General features: G+C 71.8%; 11 protein-coding genes. 7 read left to right on the top strand and 4 right to left on the bottom strand.

Annotation, left to right across the window (positions count from 1 at the left end; translation table 11 throughout):
* Nucleotides 1–41 precede the first annotated feature (41 nt).
* Together INT49_RS02710 and INT49_RS02715 are read left to right on the top strand one after the other, a co-directional pair.
* Nucleotides 42–1844 (top strand): ABC transporter ATP-binding protein, encoded by a 1803-nt coding sequence (locus tag INT49_RS02710; RefSeq protein ID WP_319021483.1) that lies wholly within the window; start codon nucleotides 42–44, stop codon nucleotides 1842–1844.
* Nucleotides 1841–3685, top strand: a complete 1845-nt coding sequence (locus tag INT49_RS02715) for an ABC transporter ATP-binding protein (protein ID WP_193116184.1) — start codon at nucleotides 1841–1843, stop codon at nucleotides 3683–3685. The genes INT49_RS02710 and INT49_RS02715 overlap by 4 nt, the downstream gene beginning before the upstream one ends.
* Before the next feature lie 61 nt (nucleotides 3686–3746).
* Here INT49_RS02715 and INT49_RS02720 read toward each other — a convergent pair whose 3' ends face one another.
* Nucleotides 3747–5051 carry a hypothetical protein gene (locus INT49_RS02720; protein WP_193116185.1) on the bottom strand — a complete coding sequence of 435 codons (1305 nt, stop codon included), beginning with the start codon at nucleotides 5049–5051 and terminating at the stop codon, nucleotides 3747–3749.
* 194 nt (nucleotides 5052–5245) lie between these two features.
* Between INT49_RS02720 and INT49_RS02725 the strand changes: the two genes are divergently transcribed.
* Together INT49_RS02725 and INT49_RS02730 are read left to right on the top strand one after the other, a co-directional pair.
* Nucleotides 5246–6550 (top strand): protein kinase domain-containing protein, encoded by a 1305-nt coding sequence (locus INT49_RS02725; protein WP_193116186.1) that lies wholly within the window; start codon nucleotides 5246–5248, stop codon nucleotides 6548–6550.
* Nucleotides 6547–7053, top strand: a complete 507-nt coding sequence (locus tag INT49_RS02730) for a helix-turn-helix domain-containing protein (protein WP_193116187.1) — start codon at nucleotides 6547–6549, stop codon at nucleotides 7051–7053. The genes INT49_RS02725 and INT49_RS02730 overlap by 4 nt, the downstream gene beginning before the upstream one ends.
* A gap of 13 nt (nucleotides 7054–7066) precedes the next feature.
* Here the strand turns inward: INT49_RS02730 and INT49_RS02735 are convergent, their stop codons facing one another.
* Nucleotides 7067–7747 (bottom strand): response regulator, encoded by a 681-nt coding sequence (locus tag INT49_RS02735; RefSeq protein ID WP_193116188.1) that lies wholly within the window; start codon nucleotides 7745–7747, stop codon nucleotides 7067–7069.
* Nucleotides 7748–7785: 38 nt separating this feature from the next.
* Here INT49_RS02735 and INT49_RS02740 point away from each other — a divergent pair, with 38 nt between their 5' ends.
* From INT49_RS02740 to INT49_RS02750, 3 genes are all read left to right on the top strand, one after another.
* Nucleotides 7786–9609: a sensor histidine kinase gene (locus INT49_RS02740; protein WP_193116189.1), complete on the top strand. Its 1824-nt coding sequence runs from the start codon at nucleotides 7786–7788 to the stop codon at nucleotides 9607–9609.
* 63 nt (nucleotides 9610–9672) lie between these two features.
* Complete coding sequence (locus INT49_RS02745) at nucleotides 9673–10779, top strand: fatty acid desaturase family protein (protein WP_193116190.1); 1107 nt, start codon at nucleotides 9673–9675, stop codon at nucleotides 10777–10779.
* A 225-nt stretch (nucleotides 10780–11004) separates the two neighbouring features.
* Nucleotides 11005–11658, top strand: a complete 654-nt coding sequence (locus INT49_RS02750) for a DUF402 domain-containing protein (RefSeq protein ID WP_226849656.1) — start codon at nucleotides 11005–11007, stop codon at nucleotides 11656–11658.
* 14 nt (nucleotides 11659–11672) lie between these two features.
* Here the strand turns inward: INT49_RS02750 and INT49_RS02755 are convergent, their stop codons facing one another.
* Together INT49_RS02755 and INT49_RS02760 are read right to left on the bottom strand one after the other, a co-directional pair.
* Nucleotides 11673–13448 carry an ATP-binding cassette domain-containing protein gene (locus INT49_RS02755; RefSeq protein ID WP_193116192.1) on the bottom strand — a complete coding sequence of 592 codons (1776 nt, stop codon included), beginning with the start codon at nucleotides 13446–13448 and terminating at the stop codon, nucleotides 11673–11675.
* An 89-nt stretch (nucleotides 13449–13537) separates the two neighbouring features.
* Nucleotides 13538–14038: a beta-class carbonic anhydrase gene (locus INT49_RS02760; RefSeq protein ID WP_193116193.1), complete on the bottom strand. Its 501-nt coding sequence runs from the start codon at nucleotides 14036–14038 to the stop codon at nucleotides 13538–13540.
* Nucleotides 14039–14105: the final 67 nt, after the last annotated feature.

The following is a 14105-nucleotide window of genomic DNA, read 5'->3' on the forward strand; positions in this document are numbered from 1 at the left end:
TGCTGTTGCGCCTTCCGCCCCGTGGCTGTTGGATTCATCAGGTGCTCCTCGCGTCGTCCCCCACCCCCTCCACCACCCCCGTTCCCTCGCGCGGGGTGATGCGCTCGATCGTCCGCAACCACCGCCGCTCGATCCCCTGGATCATGGCGCTCTCCTTCGTCGTCGAGGGCGTGGACATGCTCGTCCCGGTCCTCATGGGCCTGATCATCGACGCCGGCATCGTGCAGGGCAGCCTGCTGGTCACGGTGGGCGGGGCGATCGGCATCTTCGCGCTGCGCCTGCTGAGCACCTGGGCCTGGACCGTCATGTTCGAGGCCAGCCAGCGCGCCCGGATGTTCGAGCGTCACCGGCTGCGCGTCGCCGTGACCGCGGCGGTGCTGGATCCCCGTTCCCGCCAGGTCGAGCGGCCCGCCGGCGAGGTGCTCTCCATCGCCACCTCCGATGCTGACAAGGCCTCGGACATCATGGACATGCTGCCCTGGGCCTTCCCCGCCTCGGCCGTGGTCGTGGCCGCCGGTGTGTGGCTCGCGATCCTCGACCTGTGGCTGGGCCTTGCGACGCTCGTGGGCATCATCGTGATGGTGATCGTGGTGCGCGTGATCAGCCCGGTGCTGTCCGCCCGCTACGACGCCCAGCAGTCCAAATCGGCCGACGCCGCCGCCACCGCCACCGACCTGGTCCATGGCCTGCGCGTGCTCCAGGGCCTTGGGGTGCAGAGCAGGGCGCGCGCGCACTACCGTCGCCGCTCCCGCACGGCGCTCGACGCCGCCCTGGTCAACGCCCGCTTCTCCGGGGTCTCCAGCGGCCTGACCACCCTGGTCACCGCGGCCATGATGGCGGCCGTCGTGATCATCGCGTCGCAGCGGACCGTCGCCGGGGAGATGAGCATCGGCACCCTCATCGCCGTGGTCGGTGTGGCCCGGTCCAACATGAGCATGCTGCAGGGCCTCTCGGGCCTGCCGGTGTGGTGGGCGAGCATGTCCACCTCCGCCCGGCGCGTCCGCGATCTGCTGGCCGATCTGGGCCGCGAGATCGACGACCCCGAGCTCGCCGTGGAGCGCCTGGCCCTGGCGCGCGACGAGCGCGGGGAGCGCAGCCCCGGCGAGCGCCGCCCGGGAACCGGCGGCCTGCAGCTGCGCGGTCCGGACAGCGGGTCGCTGCGAGGCCTCGATCTCGCCGTGCCCGATGGCAAGGTCGTCGCTGTCGCCTGCGCGGATGCCCGCGACGCCGAGGCCCTGATCGAGGCGATCGCCGGCCGCGCCGAGCAGCCCGCGGTGCTCCTGGGCGGCGACGAGGTCACCGCCGGGAACCGTTTCACCGCCCGGGCGGACCTGCTCGTCGAGCCCCACGTCGTGGACCTCTTCGACGGCACTCTGCGGGAGCAGCTCGCCACCCGGGCCCCCGATTCCGTGCTCGCCGCGCCCACGGACGGCTCCGACCCCGATGCTTGGGCCGACGCCGCCCTGCATGCCGCCGGCGCCGATGACCTGCTGCGGATCCTGCCCGAGGGCTACGACACCCGCATCCTGGACCGCGGCGCGAACCTCTCCGGCGGGCAGCGCCAGCGGATCGCCCTGGCCCGGGCGGTCGCCGCCGATGCCCCCGTGCTCGTGCTGCACGACCCGACCACCGCGGTCGACGCCGTCACGGAGCAGGCGATCGCCGAGGCCCTGGTGGCCGCGCGGCGCGCCCCCGATCGCGCGACGCTGCTGGTGACCAGGTCTCCCGCCCTGCTGCGCGCGGCCGATCACGTCTCCTTCGTGAGCGACGGCGCCGTGGCCGGCCACGGCACCCATGACGACCTGATGGACCACGACGACTACCGGAAGATGGTGCAGCGATGACCGCCGACCTCAGCATCGTCGACTGGGATGCCGACCCCGAGGAGCTGCTCGAGAGCGACGCCACCGCGCGCCGCCAGCTCGACGAGCACGCCCAGATCCTCCCCATCGCCAGTGTCGGCGTCTCGGTGCGTCATCTCGGTGGGAGGCTGCGTCGCTTCTGGCTGATGACCACCGTGACCCTGCTGGTCGTGACCGCCGGCGCGGTCGCCGCGGCGTGGATGCCACGACTGATCGGCACCACCGTCGACCTGGTCCAGAACGATGCGGGCTCCGACGCGATCTGGCGCCAGGGCGGCCTGATCATGCTCGCGGGCGTGCTGCAGGCCGCGTTCTCGGCGCTCGGCTGGGCGCTGGTGAGCGGTCTCGGGCAGCGGGTGCTCGCCGGGATGCGCGAGGACGTGATCGACCGTGCCCTCGACCTCCCCGCCCAGAGCATGGAGGTCACCGGGATCGGCGACGCGCTCTCCCGGGTCGCCGACGACGTCGACGTCACCGCCCGCGCGGTCAACAACGTGGTCCCGAACCTGATCCAGATGGGCTTCTACGTCGCGGTGACCCTGGTCGGCATGGTGTCGCTCTCCCCCTGGCTGCTGCTCCTGGTGGTGCTCGTGGTGCCGATGTACCTGATCAGCGCCCTGTGGTACCTGAAGCGGACCGCCCCCATCTACCGGCGCGAGCGCGTCGCGATGGGTGCCCGCGCCCAGGGCCTGCTCTCGGCCATCCACGGCATCCCCACCGTCCACGCCTACGGGATCGAACGTCGCGAGACCCGTCACGTCGCCGTCCTCTCGGAGACGGCCGTCGTGCTCGGCATGCGCGTGATGACCCTCGTGACCCGCCTGGTGAAGATCGTGGTGTGGCCGGAGAACCTCTCGATCGCCCTGGTGCTCGTGCTGGGCTACGTCATGGTCCACGTGGGCGGCGCACCGATCGGCCTGGTCACCGCGGCCGCGCTGTATCTGATCAGCCTGCTGTGGCCGATGATGAACCTCATCTTCTCGCTGGACGATGTGCAGTCCGCGGCGGCGAGCCTGACCCGGATGGTGGGGGTCATCGAGTCGATCGACCTGGCCTCCTCCCCAGGTGACGAGAAGCCCGTGGACGCCTCGATCCGTCTCGAGGGCGTCTCCCACGCGTACGGCACCGACCAGGACGGCGAGGAGCGGATCGTGCTGCGGCCGATCGATCTCGACATCGCCCCGGGCGAGGTGGTGTCCCTGGTGGGTGCTTCCGGCGCGGGCAAGTCGACGCTCGCGGCGATCATCGCGGGAACCCTCGAGCCCCGTCACGGACGGGTGCTGCACGGCGGCGCGGACCTCACCCGCGCCGACATCGAGGCGGGCCGCGCCCATTCCTCGATCGTCAGCCAGGATGTCCACGTGTTCCGCGGGACGCTGCGCGAGGATCTCCGCCTGGCGAACCCGACGGCGAGCGACGAGGAGCTGTGGGCGGCGCTGGTGCGGGTGGATGCCACCGTCTGGGCCGAACGCCTCCCGCGCGGTCTGGACACCGAGGTGGGCGAGAAGGGCGAGCGGCTCACGGCCGAGCAGTCCCAGCAGCTGGCCCTGGCCCGTATCGCGCTCCAGGATCCGGCGGTGCTGGTGCTCGACGAGGCCACAGCCGACGAGGGCTCCTCGGGCGCCCGGGTGCTCGAGCGCGCCGCCCTCGAGGTGGCCCGGGGCCGCACCACGATCATCGTCGCCCACCGGCTGTCGCAGGCGATGGTCGCCGACCGCATCCTGGTGATGGCCGACGGCAGCGTCGTGGAGCAGGGCTCCCATGACGAGCTCGTCGGTCGCGGCGGGGTCTACGCGCGGCTGTGGGAGGCCTGGGCGGGCTGAGACGGGTGCCGGTGGCGAGCCCGGTGCCGGTGGCGAGCCCGGCGGCAGGCTGGAGAGGCTCTCAGCGGCGTCGCAGGCGCAGCACCAGGATGCCGGCCGCTCCGGTCACCAGCGCGATCAGCGCGAGCAGGCCGGCGCCGACGAACAGGGCGATGCGCCCCAGGCCGTCGCCGAGTCCGAGGAACCCGCCCGGGGACGAACCCGAGGTGGTGTCCCCGAGCTCGAGCACGGTCCCGTCGGCGGCATCGGCTGCGATCTCCCCGTCGACCTCGAGGGTGAGGACGAGGGTGACCGGGTCGTCCCCGGCGGGTTCGGCGTCAGCCGCCCGCTGCAGGCGGTGGAGCTGGATCGTCTGCGTGCCGGGCAGCCAGGCCGACTCCACCCCGGAGAGCTCCGAGCTGCGGTTGCCGCGGTCCACCGGCGCGGCCATGCCGCCGCCGGCGATCGGATCGTAGTCCGACATCTGCCAGGTGCCGCCGCCGACCGCGACGGGCTCTCGAGCGGCGTTGAAGGCGAACAGCGAGATCTCCCCCGCGCCCTCCGGCTGGGAGGTGACCTCGGTGCGCCATCGCAGGCGCTGTCCCTCCTGCACCGGGATCCGGACCAGCCCGCTCTCCCCCGGCACCAGCTCGACGACATAGGAGCCGGGCTCGAGCGGGGTCGCCGATGAGAACGAGCGGCCCAGCTCGATCGGCTCATCCGTGGCCGGCGCGACCGGGGAGGCGCCGTCATCCTCGATCTCCTCGTCGACCGACGGCGATCCGCCGCCGATGCCCGAGGGCTGGATCGCGACCTGGATCTCCACCGGCAGGGGCTCGTCCGCCGCCCGCAGTCCGGTGCGGGTGACCTGGATGAACAGCTCCGTCCCGGCGCAGCCGTCCGGTCCGACCACGCCGGAGACGGCGCTCGAGGTGATCGGGCCGTCGCCGGTCATCGTCGCGCCGGTGGAGGACGAGCTGCTGTCGTCGCAGGTGTCGCCCCCAGCGGTCAGATAGGAGATCTGCAGGTCCAGGCCCTCGTACCCCTCGGGGAGCCCGCCGGGATAGGGCGGGGCGGCGATCGTCGCCGAGCTGCGCACACGCTGCCCGTCCTCGACCGCGACCCGGTAGTACTTCGTGGTGCCGCTCCCGAACTCCTCCGACGCCCCCTGCGCGTAGCTGTCGAGGTGGATCCCGGGCTCGACGACGGCCGCCTGGGCGAGGGAGCCCCCGCCCTCGACCTGCTCCCCGTCGGCCGCATAGGCGTAGGCAGGCAGCTCGCCCTCGGCGGGGGGATCCGCGAGCGCCGCGGGCATGCCGCTGACCAGCACGAGGGACGCCGCGAGCAGAGCGGGCAACAGCCCAGGGCGGTGTGCTCGGCGGGTCATGCGCGCTCCTCGCGGTCGATCGGGTCCTCGGGCACCGGAGGGATGGCGCCTGTGGTCTGGAAGGTCTGGGCGGTCAGGGTCTGGCGGTCAGGGTCTGGGCGGGCACGACGATCAGTCGGTCCGGCCGACATTCTATTTGCCTTCGCGAACGCTGCCGTCACCTCGGGACGCCGTGCCCTAGCATGACCACCATCATGTCCGATGTCATCGCCGGCCGCATCGAGCTGCTCGATCCCCTCGCCCGAGGCGCCTCCGGGTCCCTCTGGCGCGCGGTCGACCGGCGGTACGGCGCGATCTGCGCGGCCAAGGTCATGCGCCAGCGCGACGGGGCCGAGGTGCTGCGCTTCGTGCGCGAGCAGACGGTCGGCACCGCCCAGGGCCTGGGCGCTCACCCGCATCTCCTGCCCCCGTACACCTGGGTCGCGGAGGACGACACGGTCGTGCTGGTGATGCCCCTCGTGCACGGAGGCACCCTGGCCGGAGCCCTCGACGACCACGGAGCCCTGTCCCCCTCGCTCGTCGCCCAGCTGCTGCGACAGCTCCTGGACGCCCTCGCGGCGATGCACACCTCCCAGTGGGTGCACCGTGATGTGAAGCCCGCGAACCTGCTGCTCGATGCCACCGGGACCGGGGCCCCGCACCTGCTGCTCGCCGACTTCGGCATCGCCCTGCATGTGAGCGACGTGCGCCTGACCGAGACGGGCTTCGTGCACGGCACACCCGGTTTCATGGCCCCGGAGATCCTCGCGGGCGGAGGGACCTCTGCCGCGCAGGACGTGTGGGCGGCGGCGGCCTGTGCGCTCGAGGCTCTCGACCCGCTGCCTCCGCGTGCGCGTCCCGAGCCGTCGGCCGCGCCGAAGCGGGTCACCGACGCGCTGGCCGGGAGCGCGGATCCGGCGGCGGCGCCCCTCGGGGAGCTGCTGCGCGCGATGCTCGCGACGGATCCGGCCCGGCGGCCGTCGGCCGCACGGGCCCGCGACACGATCCCCCGCCTGGGAGAACCCCTCTCCGCGTGGTCCCGCACCGCCGAGGGCGAGCCCTTCGAGGTCTTCGACCAGATCGAGGCGGGCGGCGAGCTGCGCGAGGTGCCGCTGGACGGTCCCGCGACGCTCGCCGGCCTCGCACCCGGCCTCCATGAACGTCTCCAGGCCCGATCGGTGGTGACCGGCGCCGCCGTCGGGGGATCCACCGCCGGTGGGTCCGCAGCGGCGGGCAGTTCTGTCTCGGCCGACGGGCGGAGCGCGCCGAGCCCGGATCAGCGCCCCAGCCCGGATCCAGAGCGGACCGCCAAGCGCCCGCAGGGCGCCACGGAGCTGTTCGTGCAGGAGCCGACCCCGCAGTATCCCCACGCCCACAACCCCGCACCGAACGATCTCCAGCCCGCGCCGGCGCAGGCTCCCCGCCCGCGGCGCGGTGCCTGGGTCGGGGTGCTCCTGCTGGTGATCTCGTTGCTGTGCCTGATCGGCGCGGGCGCGCTGGTGTGGACGGCGCTGGGATGACCGCCGACGCGGAGAAGGACGCCGCCACGCTCGAGGAGAACCGGCGGCGCCAGCGCGAGCTCTACGGCCGGCCGCTGCGGGACCGGCTGCGAGCGCTCATGACGCTCTACGGCATCTCGCAGCGGCGCCTGGCCGAGGTGCTCGGCGTGAGCGCCCCGATGCTCAGCCAGCTGATGTCCGCCCGCCGGGTGAAGATGGGCAACCCCCGCTCGCACGAACGGATGATCGCCCTCGAGCAGCGCGCCGCGGCCCAGGGGCCCGCCCCGCTGTCGCCGGAGACCGCGGCCGCGATCACGGCGGAGATCGCCGTCGAGGAGCTCTCGGACACCACCGGTCTGCGGGTCCTGCACGGGGCCGACGCCACGTCGCTCACCACCGAGGACCTCGTGCAGGCGCTGCGCGCCCATGTGGGAGCCGGCGAGCTGCGCGCCGCGAGGGATGCTCTGCGCTCGGCGGAGCTGTCCCCGGCGCTGCGCGCCGTCCTGGAGCAGGCGCTCGACTGACTCCGCCAGGGAGTCAGCGCCCTGCCCGCACCAGCCCGGACTCGTAGGCGGCGACCACGAGCTGGGTGCGATCGCGGAGCATCAGCTTGGAGAGCATGCGGGAGACATGGGACTTCACCGTCTGCTCGGCCATCACCAGCTCCTTGGCGATCTCCCGGTTCGCGAGCCCGCGCGCCACCAGCAGCAGCACGTCGATCTCGCGCTCCGTGAGCGCCGCCAGGCTCGCATCGTCCCGGGCGCTGCGCTCGGGGCGCGCCACGAAATCGGCGATCAGGGCGCGGGTGACGCGGGGCGCGAGCAGCGAATCGCCGCCCGCGACGACACGCACCGCCTGGACGAGCTCATCGGGTGTGGAATCCTTGAGCAGGAACCCGCTCGCCCCGGCCCGCAGGGCGGCGAACACATACTCATCGGCATCGAAGGTGGTCAGCATGATGATCTTCGGAGGCGTCCCCGGCATCGCGAGCACCGAGCGGGTCGCGTCCAGGCCTCCGACGTGCGGCATGCGGATATCCATCAGCACCACATCGGGGCGGAGACGACGCACCACCTCGACGATCCCGGCGCCGTCGCCCGCGGTGCCCACCACCTCGATCCCGTCCTGCGCATTCAGCAGCGCCTCGAAGCCGCCGCGGATCATCGACTGGTCGTCGACGATCAGCACACGGATGACTGCCTGCTCAGGGGGAACCATGGCGCCACAGTATCCCCGCTTCCCGAGAGGACCCCTGAGTGTTCCTCGTCCCTGACCGACACAGCCTGCGCCGGCTGGGCCACGACCTCGCCCTCATCCTGCCGGGCCTCGCCCTGACCCTGCTCGCGATCGTGGTGCTGCTGCCGCTGGCGGCGGTCTCCGCCGCGCTCGCCATCGTCTGGATCGGGGTGCTGCTGTTCCCGCTCACCCTGGCCCTGGCCTCGGTGTACGCGCAGCTGGACCGTGCCCGCCTGAGGCGCTGGGGCGTCGAGGTCAACCCACCGAGCTATCGACCGCGAGGGCGCGGCCCGCGCGGGCTGCTGCGTCTGGTCACCGATCCGCGCCGCTGGCTCGACCTGGCCTTCGAGGCCCTCATCGCCCTTCCGGTGCGCGCGCTGACCGTCGGGGTCACGGTCGCCTGGGCCGTGCTCGCCCTGGCCGGCCTCAGCTACTGGCTGTGGGGGCGGACGCTGCCACCGGGCGGGACCCCGGTCCCCGGCCAGTGGTCGCTCGCCCTGGTCCTCGGCCTCGCCCTGGCCCTCTCCTTCCCGGCGATGGTGCGTGCGCTGGCGCTCCTGGACGCGGTGGTCTCCGTGCCGCTGCTCGGCGGGGCGGTCCCGGGATCCCGCCGCCGCGGCTCCCCCGCTCCGCCGACGGTGCTCACCGTGGACGCCCGGCTGCGCGAGGGCGCCTGGACCTGGATGACGGTCGCCTTCATCAGCTTCGTGCTGGTGGTGGTGAGCTGGCCGGTCACGGCCGGCCTGTACTCCGTGCACCCGGCTGTGGCGATGCTGGTCTCGATCGCCTCAGCCCTCGCCGGGGTGCTGGCCGTGCGCTGGCCATGGGCCGGGCTCTCCCTGAGCATCGTCGGAGCCATGGCGACCATCCTGGCGACGGCCTCGGCCCCCGATACCCTCCCCTGGCCATGGCCGGTGACCGCCCTGCTGGCCCACTGCCTGACCCTCACCGTGCTGGCGGTCTTCCACCGCTGGTTCTGGGCGGTCTCGGCCTGGTCCGGCGGCGCTCTGCTCACCCTCATCTCCCTGCTGATCACGGAACCTGCCATCCGTGCGGACGACTCGCTGCGGGCAGTGACCACCAACGGCGTGGTGCTGGTGGCGATCAGCGGCGGCGTGGTGCTGCTGGGCCTGACCGTGCGGCAGTGGCTGCTGATCAGCTCGCAGGTCGAGCAGGCCCAGTCCCTGGGTGCCGACCAGATGCGCCGGCGCTACGAGCTCGAGGAGCGCAGTCGCATCGCGCGCGAGCTGCATGATGTGGTGGCCCACTCGATGTCGGTCATCACCGTGCAGGCGGGCACCGCGAAGTTCCGGCTCTCGGGCCTCGACGCCCAGACCGAGCAGGAGTTCGAGGACATCGCCGCCTCCTCCCGGCAGGCCCTCGGGGAGATGCGGTCGCTGCTGGCCACCCTGCGCACCGACGACGACCTCGACGACATGCCGATGCCCGGCCTGGCCGACGTCACCGACCTGGTCGAGACCAGCCGCGCCACGGGAGCCTCGATCAGCGCCGACCTCGAGCCGGTGGAGGTCCCCCCGACGGTGGGGCTGACCGCCTACCGGGTGGTGCAGGAAGCCCTGAGCAACGCGCTGCGCCATGCGCACGGCGCGGCGATCGCGGTCTCGGTCTCCGTCTCGTCGACCCCGGAGAGGACCCTGCAGGTGAACGTCTCCAACGTCGCACCCGAGTCCGAGCATGACCCCATCCCCGGCTCCGGGTTGGGCCTGTCGGGAATCCACGAACGGGTCTCCGCCCTCGGAGGCTCCGTCCAGGCAGGGCCCTCGCCCGACGGCGGCTATGCGATCTCCGCGCAGATCCCGATCGCGCACCCCCTACCCCGGTAGGGGGTGCAGGTTCGCTCCGAGGAGGGACGCCAGGAGGCTCGTCCCAGCACTAGCGTCATCGACATGACGACCACTGCACAGCGGCCTCCGGCCCAGTCTCGACCTCCGGTCCAGTCCCGGGCCGCCGCCCAGACCAAGGACTACTTCGAGCTCTCGCAGCGCGTGAAGGATGCCGGCCTGATGGGTCGCAACGTCCGCTCCTACGTTCTGCGCACCGTGCTCCTCGGCCTCGCCTTCGTCGGCGCCTTCGTGCTGCTGCTGACGCTGGGCAGCACCTGGTGGCAGCTCGCCGTCGCCGTCCTCTTCGGGATCCTGTTCACGCAGGCGGCGTTCATCGGCCACGACGCCGCGCACCAGCAGGTCTTCTCCTCCGGCAAGCGCAACGCCTGGTTCGCGCGCATCATCGGAAATCTCGTGGTGGGCCTGGCCATCGCCTGGTGGACCCGCAAGCACAACAAGCACCACGCGAACCCCAACACCGTGGGCCGCGACGGGGACATCGCCGGCGGAGTGCTGGTGTTCATCCCTGAGGAGCAGGCCACCCGCACCGGCTTCATGGCCTGGTTCGCGAAGCGTCAGGGCTGGGCCTTCTTCCCGATCCTCACGCTGTTCGGCTTCGTGCTGCACTACGAGGGCATCACGGCTCTGCTGAAGACCGAGAAGGTCAAGCACCGCAAGGTGGAGCTGGCGCTGGTGCTGGTGCGTCTCATCGGGTTCCCCGCGATCGTGCTCTCGACTCTGGGCCTCGGCATGGGCCTGGCCTTCCTCGGCGTGCAGATGGCGGTCTTCGGGGTCTACATGGGCTCCTCCTTCGCCCCGAACCACAAGGGCATGCCGCTGATCCCCAAGGGCCTCGAGGTCGACTTCCTGCGCCGCCAGGTCCTCACCAGCCGCAACATCAGGGGCGGCCTGCTGATGAACTGGGCGATGGGCGGGCTGGACCTGCAGATCGAGCACCACCTGTTCCCCCGCATGCCCTCGGCGAACCTGCGCAAGGCGAAGCCGATCGTCAAGCAGTTCTGCGCCGAGCGCGGGATCACCTACACCGAGACGAACCTGATCACCTCCTACGGGATCATCATCCAGTACCTCAACCGGGTGGGCCTCGGCCACGCCGATCCGATGGACTGCCCGCTGGCAGCCCAGCTGCGCGGCGCCTCCGTCGCCTGATCAGCATCGCCTGACCCGCTCGCGGGGCCGTCACCTCGGTGGCGGCCCCGCAGTCGTCTCCCAGTCCGGGCACTGTCGCCCGGAACCGGCGCGCCGCCCGCACGGTCCAGGGGCAGGCGGTATGGTCGCCCCATACGCCTACCCCTTCACGGGCAGAGCAGCCCCGGCCCGATGGCCGGTCGGTACGGGGCGTCCGTGGAGGCCGATCCGGCCGGGATCACCACCATGTCTTCCTCCCCACGCTGGTCGCCTGGCGACCAGGTGACCTGGACCTACTACACCTCCCAGCACTCCACCCGCACCGTCCGTCCTGGCACTGTCGTGCTGGACGACGATCGCGGCATGGCGGTCTGGATCGCGCCCGGCACCGAGGTGCTGCTGCCCGTCCTCGAGTCCGGTGCGGCGCTGCGCCGCGCCGGTGACGAGGGCATGTTCACCGCGCCCCGGCTGCAGTCCAAGCAGCTGTGGACCGGGAACGGCATCCTCATGATCGCCCTGCCGGACAAGCCGTACTCCGTGTGGCTGTTCTACAAGGACGACGGCTCGCTGGGTTGCTACTACATCAATCTCGAGACCCCGTACGAGCGCACCGACGAAGGGGTGCGCACCCGGGACCTCGTGCTCGACCTGGTCGTGCTGCCGCGCCGCGACTGGCACTACAAGGACGAGGACGAGCTGGAGGGTGCCGAGCGCACCGAGTACTTCTCCCCCGAGGAGATCGAGTCCATCCGAGCTGCCGGTCGCGAGGCCGAGCAGCACATCGCCGCCTGGTCCTACCCCTTCTCCGCCGGATACGAATACTTCTTCCCGGATCCGAAGTGGCCGGTGCCGTCCCTGCCCGAGCACTACACCTGGGATCTCGACCTCACGCGACGCTGATCGGGCCGGGCTGATCAGGTCAGCTGCTGCGCGAAGATCTCCGCGAACCGGGTCCCGGGTGCCAGGAGCTCCTCGTAGGTGCCGGTCTCCACGATCCGGCCCTCCTCCAGCACGTGGATGCGGTCCATGCCGCGCAGCGTCCACGCCCGGTGCGAGACGACGATCGTGATGTGCCCGGCCGCCGTCTCCCGCAGCTGCGCGAAGACCTCCTGTTCCGCCTCGGCGTCGATCGCCGAGGTGGGCTCGTCGAGCACACGGATGCCCGCGCCGCGCAGGTGGATGCGCGCCAGGGCGATCCGCTGCCATTGCCCGCCGGAGAGCCCGACGCCGCCGAACTGTGGGCCGAGCATCATGTCCAGGCCCTCCGGGAGGCGACGCACGAGATCCCCTGCGCGGGCGGCGTCCAGGGCCTGCCAGATCTCCTCGTCGGCCAGGTCCTCGCGCGGGGTGCCCAGGGCGACCGCGTCGCGCACCGTCATCTCATAGCGGCCGAACTCCTGGGTGACCAGACCGAAGCTGGCGAAGCGCTCGGCGGTGCCCATCGTGCTCGCATCGACTCCGTCGATCTCGATCGTGCCGGAATCCGGCGCTATGCCGCCCAGCAGGGCGGAGACCAGGGTCGTCTTGCCGGCGCCGTTCACGCCGACCAGCGCGATGATCTCCCCGGCCTCGGCGCGGACGCTCGCTCCCTGCACGGCAGGACCTTCAGCGCCGGGATAGGTCACGGTGATCCCCCGGGCCTCGATCGAACGGACGTCGCTGACCACGTCGTGCGGTTCCATGGCACCCCCGAGCGCTCCGAGCTCCTCGAGCTCGCGGAAGCGGATGACCATCGGCGCCACGGAGATCACGTCGCCCATCGAGTAGCCGGCACTGCGCGTGGCCTGCAGCCCCGCGATCACCCCGAGCACGCCGGCGCTGAGACCCGCGGCCCCTGCACCGTCGACGAGCACCGCGAGCAGCGCCGCTCCGAGCAGGGCCGCGGTGACCGCCCCGCCGAGGAGGTCGCCGCGCAGCAGCGCCGCATAGATTCCGTCGTTGACCCGCGCGAAGCGCCCGTGCGCGGAGCCGGCGTCCCGAGCCACCTTGGCCGCGGTCCCCAGCGTGGCCAGCTCCGCGCCGGTCCGGCCGTCGACGAGCTGGTCGAGCAGGTACCGGAAGCGGGCACCGTGCTTCGCCCCCTCGGCGAAACGCGCGTCCTGCATCCCTGCTGACCAGGCGAAGTTGACCAGGTTGGGGACCAGCGCGAGCACCACGAGTCCTGCGGCGAGAGGCGAGAACGGCCAGATCGCAGCACCTAGGGCGACTGCTGCGAGCAGGGCGGAGAGCGCAGAGATCACGGAACCGGGGGCACGGGACAGGGCGAAGGTGCTCTCCCGAGTCCCCTCCAGGAGGGCGTGGGTGCCAGGCGAGGCGAGCTGCTTCGGCTCGAGCATCGCCGCGATACCGGCCAGGCGCTCGTTCAGCCCCGACATCAGGCGCAGGCCGGCTCGCTGGCCCACGAGGTTCTCCGCGCTGCCGATGACCTGCCCAGCCCCGACCAGCAGCGTGAGGACGAGCAGCGGCAGCATCGCCGACCGCACCCCGTCGTCGGCGACCTCCACCATCCAGGCCACCGCCCGTACCTGCGCCGCCGGGATCAGAGCCAGGACGAGCGAGGTGATCACAGTGAGCACGACCCAGCGGGGACTCGTGCGCACTGCCTGCCCGAGACTCCACCTCGCCCCGGCGACGATGCTGCCGAGACCGAGGGCACGCTGGGCGGGGGCGTCGTCCTCCTCGGTGAGCATGGTCGGACCCTACCGGCGACAGGCCAGCGTGTCGTGCGGTTTCCGCAACGGCACTCAGCCGCGAGATACGTGGGCGTCTGGTCCCGCCGTCACGCCTCGTCGGCGATTTCGGTGAGGGTCCCGTCGGTGACGGAGTAGACGAAGCCGCGCACCTGATCCCGGTGTGGGATGGAGGTCGTCGCGGCGATCCGTCGGAGGGACTGACGGACGTCCGCCGCCGGATCGGCGAAGGCTTCGGCGGCCCAGGAGGGGCGGATCCCGGTATCCGCCTCGATCTGCGCCTTGAAGTCGTCGTCGGTGAACGTGAGCATGCCGCAGTCGCTGTGATGGATCAGCACGATCTCCCGGGTCCCGAGCAGCCTCTGGCTGATCGCGAGGGAGCGGATCGCATCCTCGGAGACGACGCCGCCGGCATTGCGGATCACGTGCGCCTCACCCTCGGACAGACCGAGCAGGCCGTAGACGTTCACGCGGGCGTCCATGCAGGCGAGAACTGCGATCTGACGTCCAGGGGGCATGGGCAGATCACCGTGGGAGAAGGAGGCGGCGTAGTCCTGCGCGCTGGAGAGCAGCTCATCGGTGATGGACATGGGGGTCTCCTCGAGGTCGGGATCGACAGGTATCCAATAGCTCACCTTATGTCACTCCCAACCACTA

Source organism: Brachybacterium tyrofermentans, from assembly GCF_014897585.1.
GTDB lineage: Bacteria > Actinomycetota > Actinomycetes > Actinomycetales > Dermabacteraceae > Brachybacterium > Brachybacterium tyrofermentans.